Below are 16,765 nucleotides of genomic sequence, written 5' to 3'. Positions count from 1 at the left end.
CAATGCGCCGCAAATCCGGAACGGGTAGGGCTTAATTGGGGCTCGCGGCGTGCCGCAATTGCGGCGAGCCCGAGGCCGCGGAACATGAACCGAGCGATGGCTTGGTTCGACCGTCAGGTTCCATCGGAGCGGCCGCGTCCCGCCGGCGATAGCAGCACCGGCGGCACGTCATGTCTCAGCATGATCTTTCGGAAAACCGCGTCACACTTTCCCGGATCATGCTCTAGTTCTTCAGGACGATGCGTCCGACGACCTTGCCGGCGCGCAGCTCGTCGATCCATTTCTGGACGTCGGCCATCGGCTCTTCCTTCATCGGCGTCGGCTTGATCTTGCCGGCGCGCGCGAGCGCCATCAATTCCTGACCTTCGGCCAGCGTGCCCACCATGAAGCCTTCGATGGTCATGCGCTTGTACACCCACTGCACCATCGGCAGCGTGAACTGGCCGCCCATCAGGCCGGACACCACGATCTTGCCGCCGCGCGCGACCGTCGACACCGCAAACGCCATCGACTTCTCGTTGCCGGCGAAGTCGACGACGCCGTCGAAGCCGCCGTCGCTCTCCTTCAGCATGCGCTTGACGACATCGGGCTCTGCCGGGTCATAGGCGGCCGCCGCGCCGTTCTTCAGCGCGGTCTCGCGCGCCGCGGGGCTGAGATCGGCGACTGTGATCGGCTGCTTGAACATCGCCTGCGCGAATGACAGGCCCATCATGCCGACGCCGCCAAGGCCGATCAGCAGCAAATTGCGTTGGCGCGGACGATCGACCAGGCGCTTCAGCGCGCCATAGGCGGTGACGCCGGAGCACATCAGGGTGGCGGCCTGGTTGACCGGCAGCGGATCGTAATCGAGCAGGTATTTTGCGTCGGGCACCAGCACGTGGGTGGCGAAGCCGCCGTCGATCGAGACACCGAGGAAGCGCTGCTTGACGCAGAGATTCTCGTCGCCGGCGAGGCAGTCGCGGCACTGGCCGCAGCCGATCCAGGGGAAGACGGCCTTCTTCGTCCCGATCAGGTCCTTCGGCGCATCGGGGCCGACCTCGTCGACCACGCCCGCGATCTCATGGCCGAGCGTGAAGGGCAGGGTCATGCCGCGGGTGGTGTCGAGCTTCTTGCCGCCGCCGAGATCGGCGTAGCCGTCCTGGATGTGGAGATCGGAATGGCACAGGCCGCAGCGTTCGATGCGCACCAGGACTTCGCGTCCCTGGGGCTTCGGCGTGTCGACGATGGTTTCGCACAGCGGTGCATCGAATTTGACGAGGGATTGGCGAACCATACGCACCATTACGTTTTCTCCTGTTGTTCTATTTTGTGGCCCGTATATCGGCCAATTCCCGGGCCATGGCAACAAAGCCCGCGACCGGAATGGTTTCGGCGCGCCGCGTCGCGTCGATACCGGCTGCGGCCGCAAGCCGCGCCGGATCGACCGACAGCGATTTCAGGCTCTGGCGCAACATCTTGCGGCGCTGGCCGAAGGCGGCGGCCGCGACCTGCTCGAGCATGCGGCGGTCGCACGGCTCGGGCGCGGCGCGCGGTATCAATCGTACCACCGAGGACGTAACCTTCGGTTGCGGCACGAAGGCCGCGGGCGAGATGTCGAACAGGATCTTGGTCTCGGCGCGCCAGTTGGCGAGCACCGCGAGCCGGCCATACGCTTCCTCGTCCTCATGGGCGACGATGCGCTCGGCGACCTCGCGCTGGAACATCAGGACCATCATGTCATACCAGGGCGGCCACGGCTCGATCGACAGCCAGTCGACCAGCAGCTGGGTCGCGATGTTGTAGGGCAGGTTGGCGACGATCTTGGCCTTGGCGCCATCGAGCAAGGGACGCGGGTCAAAGCGCTGCGCGTCGCCATGCACGATCTCGATGCGGCCGGGATAGCGCTTGGCGATGTAGTCGAGCGCGGCCAGCGCCCGCTCGTCGCGTTCGATGGCGATCACGCGCTTGGCGCCCAGCGCAAGCAGCGCGCGCGTCAAGCCGCCGGGACCGGGCCCGACCTCGATCACGGTGGAGTCTTCCAGCGGACCCGCGGCGCGGGCGATGCGCGCGGTGAGGTTGAGATCGAGCAGAAAATTCTGGCCGAGCGATTTGCGCGCCGACAGCGAATGCTCGCGAATGACGTCGCGCAGCGGCGGCAGATCGTCGATCGTGCTCACTCAGCTTGATGCCGCGGCCATGCGCGCGGCGAGCCGGAGGGCGGCGATCAGGCTCGACGGATTGGCCTTGCCGGTGCCGGCGATATCGAATGCGGTGCCGTGATCGGGCGAGGTCCGGATGAAGGGCAGCCCCAGCGTGACGTTGACGGCGTCCGCGAACGCGACGGTCTTGATCGGGATCAGGGCCTGGTCGTGATACATGCAGATCGCGCAGTCGTAGGTCTTGCGCGCGGCCGCGTGGAACATGGTGTCGGCCGGCAGCGGGCCCCGGACGGCAATGCCGTCGCGGCGCAGGATCTCGACCGCGGGCGCGACGATCTCGACGTCTTCCATGCCGAGCGTGCCGTCTTCGCCGGCATGCGGATTGAGGCCGGCAATGGCGAGCCGCGGCGCTGCGAGGCCGAACCGCGCCTTCATGTCCGCGATTACGATCCGTGCGGTCGACACGATCAGGTCGGTCGTCAATTGCGCCAGCGCCTCGCGGACCGACACATGGATCGTCACCGGGACAACGGCGAGCGCCGGTGACCACAGCATCATCACCGGCTGCTGCGCGCGCCCGCCGCTTGCGGCAAGCTCGGCCAAGAACTCTGTATGGCCGGGATGCCGGAAGCCGGCGCGGTACAGCACGTTCTTGGCGATCGGATTGGTGACGACGGCGCTGGCCTTACCGGCGGCGACATCGGCGACGGCCTGCCGGATCGATGCCAGCGCCGCATCGGCACTCGTGCCGTCGGGCTGGCCCGGTCGCGCCGTCGCCGTCTTGCCGGTCGCAACCACGGGAAGGGCGCGTGCGAACGTCGTGGATGCCTCCGCGGCGCTGACCTCGGCCAACTCGACGGCAAGCCCGAGCGTCTTGGCGCGTTCGGCAAGCGCGGCGCGGTCGCCCAGCAGATAGAACGGCGGGAGATCGAGTTCGCGGCGGCGCAGCCATGCGGCGAGCGTGATGTCGGGGCCGATGCCTGCGGGCTCGCCGGATGTAAGTGCGAGAGGTTGAGCCATGCGTCAACGATAGTCGATCATCGCCCGCCTGGATATTCGATCATCGCGGCTTTTCGGACTTCCTGCAGGTAGGCCTTCGACTTCGCTTCGTACTTCTGCACGTACATCTTGTCGCGCATCTCACGCTTCTTCGGCGTGTCGACGGTGGTTGCCTTCCTGCCGCAGAGGGCGACCATTTCAACGCCCTGCTTGGTGACCTCGGGAGGGGTGAGGTGGCCGACCGGGGTCTTGTCCAGGATGTCGCGCAGCGACTGCGGCAGGTCAGCCGAGGTCTTCACGACGATCTCGCGGATCGCGGCGTTGCGCATCGACTTGAAGAAGGTGTTGGCTTCCTCGCAACTGGTAACGCGCTCGCGCAGGCTATCCGCTTCCTTGCGGCGTCCCTCGAACTCCGACTGCGGCGCGCCGCGGGGCACGATCAGAACGACCGGCTGCATCCTGTATTCGAATGCCTCGGCCTCAGCCGCGCCTCCGGTCTCCTTGACCGCGTTGGCCACGTCCTTTTCGCCAACCTGCAGGCTTTCCTTGAAGCGGCCTCGGACCAGGCTGGTCCAGACCATGTCGGCCCTGATGCGTTGCTTCAGCGTGTCCGGGCGGATGCCCTTGCCCTCGAGCACCTTGGTGAGTTGGTCGCCGGAAAGCCGCATCCGCTGCGCCATGCCGCCGAAGGACTGGTCGATATCGCCGGCGGAGGGATCGACGCCGAATTTCTTGGCTTCCTTGATCTTCAGCTTCTCATCGATCAGTTCGTCGAGGACGGTCTTCCGATCGGGCGTCTTGCCGCCGGTCAGGGCGTTCAGCTTGGCGCGCTGCTCGATGTCGTAATTGGTGATGGGCTCGCCATTGACCATCACGGCGATGGTCTGGGCATGCAGTCGCGCGCCGCCTCCGAACAGGAGGAAAAGAGCCAGCAGGGAACTCAACACTAGCTGATGGCGGCGCGTTGGCAGGCTAGCGGTCGTCATTATCGTCATGTCAGCCGTTTAAACCAATTCAAGCCGGAGCCACAGGCCCGCAGGCAATCCAAGCCCCCCGCTAGACCGCTCGCTCGCTACTGCATACCAGCCGAACTGCTGGACGTGGAAGTCTGCGCGATCGTCCGCAGCCCGATCTGGAACATGAACGCGTGGCTGAGGACAGGCGGCGTCGAGCCGGCCTGATAGGTATAGGACGTGACATAGTTGGCGGCCAGCACGAAGCAGTCGTCCACATAGCCCGCGCCGAACGCGTACTGGTTGATTTTGTTCGCTTCAAGGTCCCAGCGCGCCGCGCCCTGAACCACCCAGTTCGCCGCCACCTTGATCGATCCGCTGGCGAGGATGCCTTCGCGGCGCGTCAAATAGCCAAGCTCCGGCTGCGCGGCATAGTCGCCGTACATCAGGCTGACCGACCAGCGGTCGAAGTTCGCGCTGGCCTGGGCCTCGAACCGGTTGATGTTCCAGGTCGCCTCGTCCATCCGCGAGCGGACGCTGAACGTGTAGGTGCGGTTGGGCGAGTAGGCGAGGCTCGCGACATAGTCCGAACGCGGATTCTGCAGGCCGGAATCTATGCCGGTGTTGGTGACGTCCGCGACCGCGAACGAGTTCAGCCCGAACATCTGGTAGGACTGTCCGAACATCGCCTTGACGCTGCCGCCGCGATCGAACTGCGTGGTGGCCTGCACGCCGACATTGGCGCGGCTGCCGCCTTCGACGCGGTCGTAGCCCGAGAACTTGTCGATCGCGAACAGGTTCGAGGTATCGAACACCAGGCTCTGCGCGTCCTCGTTCGGAAGCTTGCCGGCGCTGGGTTCGTCGGGCCGGATGATGACCTGCGCAATCGGCTCGATGGTCGTCGTGCCCCACGGCTGCACATTGATGAAGGGGTAGCGGTATTCGAAGCCGACGGTCGGCATCAGGCGGACCGTCTGGGTGTCGCCGACCGGCAGGAAGTTGGAAACGCCCGGCTGGTTCGAGATGTCGGCGTTGATGGCATCGGCGCGGACGCCGACGAACGGCGTCCAGATCTGGCCGAGCGGGTCGGTATAGGATTTACGCCACTGCGCCTCGGCGGTCAGCCTTGTGTAGGTGCCCGGCATGCCGCGCAGCAGGCACTGCGACGGCGTCCGCGCCATCGGATCAGCGGATGTGGTCAGGCACAGGCCGTTGGTGTTGGCCGTCGTCGTGATCGGGTCGAACACCGCGGTCTCGCGGGTCAGGTTGGTGAAGTTCACCTTGTAGCTGAACTCACCACCGAAGATCGGGCTGTTGATCACGTTGTTGTAGTCGATAACAGGCGCGACCACCGGAACCTGGTTCTGGTTGCCGGAGTAGCTGAGATAATAGATCGCGCGTGCGTCGAAGAAGCTGCGGTTGCCGACGCCTGTCAGATAGAGCTGCGAGATCGCCTCGGTCGGCAGCGACAGGAACGATCCGAACGGATCCTTGTACTGGGCCAGCCGGTAGTCGGACATGAAGTAGTAGTCGGACAGCAGCACGCCGTCCCAGCCCCAGGTCCATTTGTCGTTCAGCGCGAACTGACCCTTGGTCTCGATGCCGCCGCGGAACTGGCGGTCACCGGGCTGGCCCTTGAAAGCGTCCTGATCAAGCTGGTCGATGCCGTAGAGCCGGATCTGATAGGCGCCGTTCGACAGGCGCTGACGGAATTCGCCCTGGAACAGCACGCCCTGCTTCGAGGTGATGCGCGGATTGAACGTCGCGTCGAAGTCCGGCGCGAGCGCGAAGTAATAGGGGATTTCGACGCCGACGCCGAACGCCGAATACGTGGTGAAGCCCGGCATCAGGAAGCCGCTCTTGCGCTTCACGGTCGGATCGGGCGTCGAGAAATAGGGCAGATACGCCATCGGAACGCCGAAGAATTCGAGCTGGGCGTTCTCGAAATAGAGCATCTTCTCGGTCTGGTTATGGATGATGCGCGCGCCCTTGACCTGCCAGAGCGGCGGCTTCTTCGGATCATCCTTACAGGGCGCGCAGGCGGTATAAACGCCGTTGTCGAACACCGTGTAATTGCCGCTGGACCGATCGGCGCGGGTCGCCGCCATGCGGGTCTGGTCTTCAGTGTCGACGCGCAGCGAATCGACGAACCCGTCGCGGTAGTCGTCGCTGAGATCAAGGATGTTGGCGTAGGTGATCTTGCCTTCCGCATCGGTCATGCGGATGTTGCCTTCGGCATGAAGACGCTTGGTCTTCTGGTCGTAGATGACCTTGTCGGCCTCGACGCTGGTGCCGTTGTAGAACATCTGGACGTTGCCGACGGCCGAGATGCGCTGGTTGTTGTAGTCGTAATCGACCTCGGTCGCCTGAACGAGCATCTGCCCGTCATTCTTGGCCGGCGGGCGGGGCGGCTTCGGCGGACGCGGATTGTAGGTGAAGGCCTGCGCAGCAGCCGGCGTCGACGCGACAACGTCGAGCGCGCTGACCACGACGAACGCGGCGAGGAGAGCTGAGATCGAAACGCCAAACGCGGCCATGCGGCTCCGTTGACGGCGCAGCACACTGCGCCGCCCGAGAGCAGGCGACCTCAACTGGCGGGCGGCGACGATAGCCACTACCCGTCCTCCTGGTACAGCAAGGCTAAGAAACCGGTGAGGCTGCCCACAACGACGGGCAACCACGCCGCAGCGATGGGATGCATCAACTCAGCCTTGCTCAAATCTTCAGTTACTTTCGACAGCACGTAGAGCAGAAAGCCTGCGCCCACGCCACTCAAAACCATCTTCTGCACGCCGCCCATCCGAAAGAAGCGGAGGCTCACAGAAGCCGCCAACATCACCATCGCAGCCAGCAAAAACGGCTGCGCGATGAGCTTGTGATACTGCAAGCGATAGCCAGCCGTCGCGAACCCTGAGCTCTCCGACGAACGGATGTAGTTCGGCAGTTGCCAAAAGGACACAGTTTCCGGGGTGGAGAAACTGTTGCGCACCTGTGCCGGGGTAAGGGTGGTGGTCAGGTAGAAGGTGTCCTGATCCACCGGAGGCTTATCGAGGGTGAATCGGCGCACGCCCTTGAACACCCAACGGCCGTCTTCGAGCGCCGCTTCGCGCGCTTCGATTCGCTCCTTGAACTGGAGCGCCGTATCGAATCGGAACACGGTGAGGCCGGTCAGGCGGACGCCCTGCTGCTCGCTGCGGGCCGCATTGATGATCGCCTGACCCTCGTCGTTGATCTGGTTCAGCCAGAAGCCGGACGCGTCCTGAATGCCGCCGCCGGGCGCCGAGCCGAACAGCTCGGCTTCCATCCGTTTGGAGAGCTCACGCAGATTGGCCGATACCGGATTGTAGGCGGTGGTCGCGAAGATGCCCAGCATGATCGCGCTGGCCAGCGCCGGCGAGATGAATTGCCAGGCCGAGACGCCGGCGGCGCGGGCCACGACGAGCTCCAGCCGACGCGACAAGGCGAGGTAGCAGGTCATGGCGCCGATCAGCACGCAGAACGGCATCAGCTTCTCGAGCAGCTGCGGCACCCGGAATAGCGAAGTTTCCGCGACCGTGATCGCGGAGGCCGAGACGAGGCCCGACGTCTTGCGCACCATCTCGATGTAATCGACCAGCACGAGCAGCACGAAGATGCCCGCGAACACGCCCACCGCCGCGACCACGAAGCGGCCGGCGAAATAACGCCCGAGCGTGTTTGTGACCATGCTCATGCGGTTGCCGGCCTCCGGAAGAGGCGCGCAATGCGCTCGTTATTCCTGTTGATCGCTTCCATCAGCCGCGGCGGCGGTTCGACGACCACGCCGCCGACGATCATCCAGATGCCGATGCCGATGCCGCCGAACAGCATCAGATATTGCACCAGCGCCGCGAGCGGCGTCTTCACCGCCATGACCGAGCAGGCGAACCCGACCATGCGCAGGCCGAACACCGCGAATACCGAGCCGCCGATCGAGAAATTGCGGCTCTGGCGCGTGGTGCGCGGCGCGCCGAGGAAGGCGAAGGTGAGGGCAGCGAACGCAAACGGATAGATCGGCGCCATGAAGCGATCATGCAGCTCCGCGAAGAACTGGCCCGACAGCTGCTGATAGGTCTTGTCTTCCTCGTCCGGCCACATCAGCTCCCAGAGATAGCGCTCGCGAATCCCGAGCGTGACGTCGCGGCCCTGCGAGAATTTCGACATGTCAAAGGCGTAACGGGCGAACGCGACCAGCGCCGGATCGCGCTTGCCAACCTCGAACCGCTGCAGATTGCCGTCATAGAGCACGAGGTACGAGCCTCGATCGGTCTTCTGCACGGTGCCGTGGTCGGCGATGATGGTGACGCGCTCCTGCGGATCGCGGCGATCGTCGACGAAGACGCCGCCGAGCACGCCGCCGGGCAAGCGCTCGCGAATCCGGATCGTCAGGTTCTGGTCGAGCTGGGCGAAGCGGCCGGGCTGCAGGATGTTGGTCAGCACGTCGGCGGTGATCTCGGCGTCCCACTGCTTGATTCGGCGCATGCCGTCGGGGGCGAGATAGGCGCCGATGAAGGCGACCAGCGCCGCCACCACGCAGGTGGCAAGGAAGAACGGCCGGAACAGCCGGATCGGCGAGAAGCCCGCCGCGTTCATGACGATGATTTCGGAATCGGTGGCGAGCTTGTTCAGCGTGTGGGAGATCGCGATCATCAGCGCGATCGGGGCGATGATCAGCACCAGGGCGGGAATCACGAGACCGGTGATGCCAAGGAAGGTGAGGATGGTCTGACCCTGGCTGGTCATCAGGTCGATGCCGCGCAGCGCTTGCGTAATCCAGATCACGCCGGTGAGGCTGACCAGGACAAGCGCAAACGACGCCAGCGTCGTCTTAAAGATGTACTTGTCGATCGACCCCATCGCTACCGCACGACCCCCAAGGCCCCCTGCACGCAACCAAACGCACGGCTTTCGACCATCCCCGTCAACCCGGGTTCCCCTATGGTCGAGCCGCGGACCCGTCCGGCTCACTCTCTAGTCACTCTCTCACTACCATCCCTTTGATCCGTCAACAAAATGGCCGGGCCAAGGCACGCTTAATTTATGGTTAATTAATCGCTTTTGTGGCCTTCCGGCCACTCCGGCGCTTGGCAGCGGCGCAGCCGGCAGGTCATAGTGTATGACAAGCCCGGTCCGGACTGGTTCCGGACCGCCATCGCAATGCTCACCCCGCGTGCCGGAAGGACCGCCTCAGGTCCGAGCAACACCCTGAGTTCTGGAGGATTTTCCTATGTCCGACGCCGTCAAGGTCGGCTTTGTTCCGATCTCCGCGTCCGCTCGCGGTATTCTGGTGGTCTTTTGCGACGACCAATTGAAGCTGGGAGCCGCCGCCCGGAAGGCGCTGGGGGCCGCCGCCGAGACGGTCAAGCGGGCCGCGGCCGCCAACCAGTTCAAGGGCAAGAGTGGGGCGGTCCTCGACATCCTGGCGCCGGAGGGAATCAAGGTCGAGCGGCTGATCGTGATCGGCACCGGCAAGGCGGCCGACCTCAAGGAGAAGGATTTTCTCAAGTTTGGCGGCGCGGTGGCCGGCAAGCTCAATGCCGGCAGCGGTTCGATGACCGTGGTCGCGGAACTGCCCGATGCCGCGATGGCCGCCGGCCAGGCCGCCGCGATCGCCACCGGCATCCGTCTGCGCGCCTACAAGTTCGACCGCTACAAGACCAAGAAGAAGGACGGCGAGGACGGCACCCTGCGGGCCGACGTCTCGATCGCCATCGACGATGTTGCCGCCGCGAGGAAGGCCTATGCGCCTGAAGCGTCCGTCGTCGACGGTGTGAATTTGGCGCGCGAACTCGTCAACGAGCCGCCGAACGTGCTGTATCCCGAGGAATTCGCACGCCGCGCCAGCCAACTTCGCAAACTCGGCGTCAGCGTCGAGGTGCTCGACGTCAAGGCGATGACCAAGCTCGGCATGGGCGCGCTGCTCGGCGTCGCGCAGGGATCGGCGCGACCCGGCCGCACCGTGATCATGCGCTGGAACGGCGGCAAGAAGAGCGAGGCGCCGGTCGCGTTCGTCGGCAAGGGCGTCTGCTTCGACACCGGCGGTATCTCCATCAAGTCGGCCGGCGGCATGGAGGATATGAAGGGTGACATGGGCGGTGCGGCCTGCGTGGTCGGGCTGATGCACGCGCTGGCGGCGCGCAAGGCCCGCGTCAACGCGGTCGGTGCCATCGGCCTTGTCGAGAACATGCCCGACGGCAATGCGCAGCGTCCGGGCGACATCGTCACCTCGATGTCCGGCCAGACCATCGAAATCATCAACACCGACGCCGAGGGACGCCTCGTGCTCGCCGACGTGCTCTGGTACGTCGCCAAGAAGTTCAAGCCGAAATTCATGGTCGATCTGGCCACGCTGACCGGCGCGATCATGGTCGCGCTCGGCACCGATCACGCCGGCATGTTCTCCAACAATGACGAACTCGCCGAGCGCCTGGCCAAGGTCGGCCTCGAGACCGGCGAGAAGGTGTGGCGCATGCCGCTCGGTCCCGAATACGACAAGCAGATCGATTCGCAATTTGCCGACATGAAGAACACCGGCGGGCGCAACGGCGGCTCGATCACGGCAGCGCAGTTCCTGCAGCGTTTCGTCGACGGCACGCCGTGGGCGCATCTCGACATCGCCGGCACCGCGATGGGCGCGCCGAAGACCGAGATCAATCAGAGCTGGGGTTCGGGTTACGGCGTCCGGCTGCTCGAGCGGCTGGTCTCCGACTATTATGAAGCCGGGAAATAGAGTGTCGGCCGGCGCATGACCGAGGTTCTGTTCTACCACCTGCAGAACATCACGCTGGAGAGCGTGCTGCCGCCGCTGCTCGAGAAGTCGCTCGAGCGCGGCTGGCGCGTGGTCGTGCAATCGACGTCGCAGGAGCGCGCCGAGACGCTCGACGCGCATCTGTGGACCTACAGCGACGATTCATTCCTGCCGCACGCGACCTCGCGCGTCGCCGACGCGCAGGACCAGCCGATCATCCTGTCGATCGAGGAGGGCAATCCGAATCGGGCCAATGTCCGCTTCCTGGTCGACAACGCGGCGCTGCCGGCCGACTGCGACAGCTACGAGCGGGTGGTCCTCGTGTTCAACGGCGACGACCCCGACGCGGTGGCCTCGGCCAGGGAAAGCTGGACCGCTTGCAAGGCGCGCGGCTTCGAGGTCACCTATTGGCAGACCGACGAGCGGGGACGCTGGCAGCGGCGCCAATAGCGATAGCTACTAATTAATGATAATTCGACGTTTCTTGGGGCGGGCCACGGTCATGCCGCAAAGTGATGTTCGGACAAGCCCTTAGGTAAGGGGTAGGAGCTTTGTCGATCGTGCGGGACGGAACATTCAGTCGGAAGTCGCTGCTGGCGTTGCTGGTGCTTGCACCGGGACTTGCCGGCTGTTCGGGCGCCGGATCCGATTTGTTTTCGCGCGATGCGGAATGGTTCTCGCGTCCCGGGCGGGTGTTCATCCGCAACATCTCGATCGAATCGCCGCCACTGACGCCGGACAAGCCGGTAACGAACGACGATCTCGTCAGTGCCGACGGCAGTTGTCCAGGCATGGCACCGCCGCCGGGCGCCACCGATGCCAACGCGCAGGCCGGCGGTGCACCGCCGCCGCAGCCAACGGGCGGCAGCGTTGCACTCGGCCACACTGAATGCGACGTCGTGCGCGGCATCGGCGCTCCCGACAGCGTCAACCTGTCCAGTGCTCCGGGCGGCGGGCGCGTTGCGGTCGTGACCTGGTCGCGTGGCGCGCGCGCCGGCATCTACACCTTTACCTCGGGGCGCCTGTCATCCGTCGAGCGCGGCCCGGATCCCGTGCCCGAGCCGAAGCAGGCGAAGCCGAAGAAGAAAAAGGCCTCGCACGGCTAGAGCGTTTTCGCCGCAGCGGCAGATCTGCGTGCGCGGGCATGACACCGGACGCGCGGACATCACACCGGATAGATGAGAGCCCCGGCTCTCTCCACACGTCGTCCCTGCCTAGTGCGCAATTGCGCACGGGAGCAGGGACCCATACGCCGCGGCCGATGTGGTTGAGGGGACTCGTCGTTCGACGATCGCGCAGCAACGACCATCTGTGGTTGTGGGTCTCTGCTTTCGCACTAGGGCATTTACACATCTCTTCGAGGCTAGAAAACCGACTCATCATCAAGGGGTTAGCTACAAGGCGAGAGCCGAAATCAGTGGGCGCAACCCTAGTGCAGACGAGCAAGTTCTCCGCAGTTTTCGGCCAACTCTTTGAGAAGACTCCGGAAAGACTGCGGAGGATATGTATATACGCTAGTGCTTTCGCAGGGACGACACGGATATGTGGCTCCGCCCGGTCTAACTCGCAGCTTCGTCGAGTTCGGCGCTGGCTTCCAGCCAGTCTTCCTCGGCGCGCTGTAACGCGCTCTCGGCGCCGGCGCGCGCCTTGGTCAGTTGCGCGGCCTGCTTGGGGTCGCGGGTAAAAATATCGGGCAATGCGAGCGCGGTATCGATCTTGGCGATGATGCCGTTGATGCGCTCGATCTCGGCCTCGGCTTGCGTGACCCGCTGCCTGGGCGACGTGCGCTTCTCAATGCGGCTGCGCTCCGGCTTCGCGGCCTCCTTGACGCGTTCGCGCGAGGCCGGCCGGCCGTCATTGGCCGACAGGATCATGCGTCGATATTCGTCGAGATCGCCCTCATAGGCCGTGACGGTCTGGTTCGCCACCACCCACAAGCGGTCGGCGCAGGCCTCGATCAGATAGCGATCGTGCGAGACCATGATGATGGCGCCGGGGAATTCGTTGATCGCCTCCGCCAGCGCCGCACGGCTGTCGATATCGAGATGGTTGGTCGGCTCGTCCAGGATGATCATGTTGGGGCCGTAGAACGTCGCGAGCCCGAGCAGCAGCCGCGCCTTCTCGCCGCCCGACAGGCTCCTCACCAGCGTGTCGCCGGCCTTGCCGGAGAAGCCGATCGCACCGACGCGGCCGCGCACCTTGCTCTCCGGCGCCTCCGGCATCAGCTTGCGGATGTGATCATAGGGCGAGCCATCGAGATTGAGCTCGTCGACCTGGTGTTGGGCGAAATAGCCCACCGACAGCTTGTCGGCCCTCGTGATCCTGCCGGCAAACGGCGCGAGCTTGCCCGCCAGCAGCTTGACCAGCGTCGACTTGCCGTTGCCGTTGGCCCCTAACAGCGCGATGCGGTCGTCGGTATCGACGCGCAGCGTCACGCGATTGAGCACCGGCTTGCCGGGCTCGTAGCCGACCGAGACGTCATCGACCGCGATGATCGGCGGCGACAGCAGCTTCTCCGGCGCCGGGAACGAGATCTCATGAACATCCTGGGTCACCAGCGCGGTGATCGGCTTCATCCGCTCCAGCATCTTCACGCGCGACTGCGCCTGCCGCGCCTTCGAGGCCTTGGCCTTGAAGCGGTCGACGAAGTCCTGCAGGCGCTTGCGCTCATCGGCCTGCCGCTTGGCGTGCTTGGCGTCGAGCAATTCGCGCGCGGCGCGCTGTTCCTCGAACGAGGAATAGGTGCCCTTGTAGAGCGTCAGTTTGCCGCGATCGAGGTGCAAGATCTGATCGACCGAGGTGTCCAGCAGGTCGCGGTCGTGGCTGATCACGATCACGGTGCGTGGATAGTTGGCGAGGTGGTTCTCGAGCCACAACGTGCCTTCGAGATCGAGATAGTTGGTCGGCTCGTCCAGCAGCAGAAGGTCGGGCGCGGAGAACAGTGTTGCCGCCAGCGCCACGCGCATGCGCCAGCCGCCGGAAAATTCCGCGCACGGCCGCGCCTGGTCTGATGTCGAGAAGCCGAGGCCGGAGAGGATCGCCGCGGCGCGGGCGGGCGCGGAATGGGCGTCGATGTCGACCAGCCGGGTCTGGATTTCGGCAATCCGGTGCGGATCGTGCGCCGTCTCGGCCTCGCGCAGCAGCGCGTCGCGCTCGAGGTCGGCCTTCAGCACGACATTGATCAGGCTTTCGGGCCCGTCGGGCGCTTCCTGCGCGAGGCTGCCGATACGCCAGCGCGGCGGCAGCGCGATGCTGCCGCTCTCGGTCGGGATGTCGCCCCGGATGGCGTGAAACAGCGTCGATTTGCCGACGCCGTTGCCGCCGACAAATCCGACGCGGGCTCCGGGCACAATTTGCGCCGAGCTGTGATCGATCAACAGCCGTCCGGCGATCCGGACCGAGATGTCAGTGATGGAAAGCATGCAGCGTTGTCACCGGACACGCCGCTAAACGCAACCCGTCTGTTTGTAAAATCTCTCCCGAAGGGCTGTTGCAAAAACGCGATTGGGCTGCTCGTCAGCCCTCAACATCTAGTGGCGATCGGCTTCCCGTCGTTGCATCTCATCGAGGAGTTGCTGGAGGCGAGACGAAAGCGCGGGCTCTGGCCGCATGCTTTGCTGAAGCCGTTCACCCACGGCATCGCAGATGTAACGGCAGGTCTTGTGATCAATCTGATCGGCGTCCCTGTCGATCTTGCTCATTGTCATCGTCATGGCATGTCTCTCGGCGAGTTCCACCTCGCATGTTCGAGTAGCTCCTCGCCATGACAAGTCGCGACCCCGAATTTGGTTTCCGCGCCTTGCTCTCGCTTTGAGGTAGTGGGTCCCCTCGTATGCCCGGGTTCCCCGGCGCGCCTGAAAAAAGCCCCGGCGCGAGGGCCGGGGCGAGAAGCAAGTCAGGGGAGCAGTCGTAGATCGATGGATCAGTAGCAGCGGTTGACCAGGCGCCAGCGGGGGCCCCACGGCGTCGGCACCACCCGGCGCACGTAGCAGCCGCCACCGTAGCCATAACCGCCGTAATAGGCCGGGCCGCCGACGATGACGCGCGGACCGCCCCACCAGCCGTGGTGCCATCCACCGTGCCAGCCGCCATGCCAACCACCCCACGCAGAAGCGGAGGTCGGGGCGAGCGCGGCGGCACCGAGCGAAACCGCGGCGACGGCGGCAAGCGAGAGTTTGCGTAACATGATCGTCTCCTCGAGGTATGGGCGCGCGCGACGCGCCCGCGGTGACATTTCCCGAGACGTCCTGTGAGGCTTGCGGATGGGGGCCAGCAAGGCGTCCGATCGCTGCAGAGCCTATGTGGCTTGAGCTGAACGGCAGCGGCACGGCGCTGACAGAATGGGTTCACCTAGGTGAAATCGCGGTAAGTTGGCCGAGCCGGCCGCTGTCTGGAGGGCGCCCAAACGACGATTTTCGTCGCGAAAATGCGTCAAAACTAAAGGCTAACGCGTCACAGGGTCGCTTGCCGTTACCCCATCGCGCCGATATAAGCCCCGGCAACTCCCGGCCACGTTTACAAGGACGAAATCATGGCGATTGAACGCACCTTTTCGATCATCAAACCCGACGCCACCGAGCGCAACCTGACCGGCGCGGTCAATGCGGTGATCGAGAAGGCGGGCCTGCGGGTCGTGGCGCAGAAGCGCATCCGCATGACCCGCGGCCAGGCCGAGACCTTCTACGCCGTCCACAAGGCGCGTCCGTTCTTCGGCGAGCTGGTCGACTTCATGACCTCGGGCCCGGTCGTGGTCCAGGTGCTGGAAGGCGAGGGCGCCATCCTGAAATATCGCGACGTGATGGGCGCGACCGACCCGTCGAAGGCCGCCGAAGGCACCATCCGCAAGCTCTATGCGAAGTCGATCGGCGAGAATTCGGTGCACGGTTCGGATGCGCCGGAGACCGCGGTGATCGAGATCGCGCAGTTCTTCGCCGGCAACGAGATCGTCGGCTGACACCGTATTGCTGAAAGTGGCGCGGTCTCCCGAGGAGATCGCGTCGAAGTAGAACCGGGGAGCGGCGGACGACCGCCGCCAGGGGCGGCCGCAAGGCCGAATAGGACTCGCTGTGGACTGGCTGTGGCAGATCTTTGATCCGGCGTACATCGGCGCGTTCTTCACCGAATTCAAGAACGAGATGGCGACGCCGACGTTCTGGGTCGCCGTCGGCAAGATCATCTGGATCAACGTCCTGCTGTCGGGCGACAACGCGCTCGTGATCGCGCTCGCCTGCCGCGGGCTCGCGCCGCGCCAGCGCCTGTGGGGCATGATTCTTGGCGCCGCCGCGGCGGTGCTGCTGCGCGTCATCTTCACCGGCATCGTCGCCAGCCTGATGGAGCTTCCCTATTTGAAGCTGGTCGGCGGGCTGGCGCTGATCGTGATCGCCGCCAAGCTGCTGGTGCCGGAGCAGGAGGACGAGGACAGCGTGCACGCGGCCTCGCATCTGTGGGCCGCGGTTCAGATCGTCGTCGTCGCCGACATCGTGATGAGCCTCGACAATGTGATCGCGGTGGCCGCCGCCGCCAACGGCAGCGTGCCGCTGCTGGTGCTCGGACTTGCGATCAGCGTTCCCCTGATCGTTGCCGGCGCGGCGCTGATCATGGCGCTGCTCACCAAGCTGCCGGTCCTGGTCTGGGCCGGTGCCGCGCTGCTCGGCTGGATCGCGGGCGACGTCATCGCGACCGATCCCGCCGTGCATCCGAAGCTGGACGCGCTGTTCGCCGGACCGCTCGGTACCAAGCTCGATTCCTGGCTGACGTCGGTCGGGATGTCGCCGCAATTCGCGCATGGCGGCAATGGCGGCGAGATCGCGCTCGCGGTGCTCGGTATCATCGTGGTGCTGGTCGTGGGGTCGATCTGGCGCCGCCACGCACTCCGCAAGGCCAAGCACGCCGCCAAGGCGGCGTGAGGT

At 64.9% G+C, this 16,765-nt stretch carries 15 protein-coding genes; 5 read left to right on the top strand and 10 right to left on the bottom strand.

Translation table 11 applies throughout. The annotated features are described in order from the left end of the window. Window positions 1-223 precede the first annotated feature (223 nt). From I6F38_RS03540 to lptF, 7 genes are all read right to left on the bottom strand, one after another. Window positions 224-1,282, bottom strand: a complete 1,059-nt coding sequence (locus tag I6F38_RS03540; protein WP_225159079.1) for an alcohol dehydrogenase — start codon at window positions 1,280-1,282, stop codon at window positions 224-226. 19 nt (window positions 1,283-1,301) lie between these two features. Further along, the gene (rsmA, locus tag I6F38_RS03535) at window positions 1,302-2,156 is read right to left on the bottom strand and encodes a 16S rRNA (adenine(1518)-N(6)/adenine(1519)-N(6))-dimethyltransferase RsmA (RefSeq protein WP_028335169.1); all 855 of its coding nucleotides are present in this window, start codon (window positions 2,154-2,156) and stop codon (window positions 1,302-1,304) included. After that, the gene (gene pdxA, locus I6F38_RS03530) at window positions 2,157-3,158 is read right to left on the bottom strand and encodes a 4-hydroxythreonine-4-phosphate dehydrogenase PdxA (RefSeq protein WP_225159078.1); all 1,002 of its coding nucleotides are present in this window, start codon (window positions 3,156-3,158) and stop codon (window positions 2,157-2,159) included. Between the two features lie 17 nt (window positions 3,159-3,175). After that, window positions 3,176-4,123, bottom strand: a complete 948-nt coding sequence (locus I6F38_RS03525) for a SurA N-terminal domain-containing protein (RefSeq protein WP_225159077.1) — start codon at window positions 4,121-4,123, stop codon at window positions 3,176-3,178. An 86-nt stretch (window positions 4,124-4,209) separates the two neighbouring features. Next, window positions 4,210-6,627, bottom strand: coding sequence for an LPS-assembly protein LptD (locus I6F38_RS03520; protein ID WP_225159076.1), 2,418 nt, complete (start codon window positions 6,625-6,627; stop codon window positions 4,210-4,212). A gap of 77 nt (window positions 6,628-6,704) precedes the next feature. Continuing rightward, window positions 6,705-7,802 (bottom strand): LPS export ABC transporter permease LptG, encoded by a 1,098-nt coding sequence (gene lptG, locus I6F38_RS03515; protein WP_028335173.1) that lies wholly within the window; start codon window positions 7,800-7,802, stop codon window positions 6,705-6,707. Beyond that, window positions 7,799-8,965 (bottom strand): LPS export ABC transporter permease LptF, encoded by a 1,167-nt coding sequence (gene lptF / locus I6F38_RS03510; RefSeq protein WP_016847429.1) that lies wholly within the window; start codon window positions 8,963-8,965, stop codon window positions 7,799-7,801. The genes lptG and lptF overlap by 4 nt, the downstream gene beginning before the upstream one ends. A 370-nt stretch (window positions 8,966-9,335) precedes the next feature. Between lptF and I6F38_RS03505 the strand changes: the two genes are divergently transcribed. From I6F38_RS03505 to I6F38_RS03495, 3 genes are all read left to right on the top strand, one after another. After that, a complete protein-coding gene (locus I6F38_RS03505; RefSeq protein WP_225159075.1) occupies window positions 9,336-10,838 on the top strand; it encodes a leucyl aminopeptidase in 1,503 nt (500 codons plus the stop codon). Between the two features lie 15 nt (window positions 10,839-10,853). Beyond that, on the top strand, window positions 10,854-11,306 hold the full coding sequence (locus I6F38_RS03500) for a DNA polymerase III subunit chi (RefSeq protein WP_225159074.1): 453 nt from the start codon (window positions 10,854-10,856) through the stop codon (window positions 11,304-11,306). A 101-nt stretch (window positions 11,307-11,407) separates the two neighbouring features. Continuing rightward, entirely contained in the window at window positions 11,408-11,962 is a 555-nt protein-coding gene (locus I6F38_RS03495; RefSeq protein WP_225159073.1) for a hypothetical protein, read from the top strand. Between the two features lie 453 nt (window positions 11,963-12,415). Here the strand turns inward: I6F38_RS03495 and I6F38_RS03490 are convergent, their stop codons facing one another. The 3 genes from I6F38_RS03490 to I6F38_RS03480 form a co-directional block, all read right to left on the bottom strand. Further along, window positions 12,416-14,278, bottom strand: a complete 1,863-nt coding sequence (locus I6F38_RS03490; RefSeq protein ID WP_225159072.1) for an ABC-F family ATP-binding cassette domain-containing protein — start codon at window positions 14,276-14,278, stop codon at window positions 12,416-12,418. 108 nt (window positions 14,279-14,386) lie between these two features. Beyond that, a complete protein-coding gene (locus I6F38_RS03485; protein ID WP_225159071.1) occupies window positions 14,387-14,557 on the bottom strand; it encodes a hypothetical protein in 171 nt (56 codons plus the stop codon). Between the two features lie 221 nt (window positions 14,558-14,778). Further along, entirely contained in the window at window positions 14,779-15,042 is a 264-nt protein-coding gene (locus I6F38_RS03480; RefSeq protein WP_018271306.1) for a hypothetical protein, read from the bottom strand. Between the two features lie 345 nt (window positions 15,043-15,387). Here I6F38_RS03480 and ndk point away from each other — a divergent pair, with 345 nt between their 5' ends. After that, window positions 15,388-15,810 (top strand): nucleoside-diphosphate kinase, encoded by a 423-nt coding sequence (ndk, locus tag I6F38_RS03475; RefSeq protein ID WP_016847423.1) that lies wholly within the window; start codon window positions 15,388-15,390, stop codon window positions 15,808-15,810. A 112-nt stretch (window positions 15,811-15,922) separates the two neighbouring features. Next, window positions 15,923-16,762, top strand: coding sequence for a TerC family protein (locus I6F38_RS03470; protein WP_057019890.1), 840 nt, complete (start codon window positions 15,923-15,925; stop codon window positions 16,760-16,762). Window positions 16,763-16,765 lie beyond the last annotated feature (3 nt).

This window comes from Bradyrhizobium sp. BRP56 (genome assembly GCF_020194035.1).
GTDB classification, from domain to species: domain Bacteria; phylum Pseudomonadota; class Alphaproteobacteria; order Rhizobiales; family Xanthobacteraceae; genus Bradyrhizobium; species Bradyrhizobium australafricanum.
Note: the sequence above shows the minus strand (reverse complement) of the source record. Positions and strands in the feature narration are given on the sequence as shown.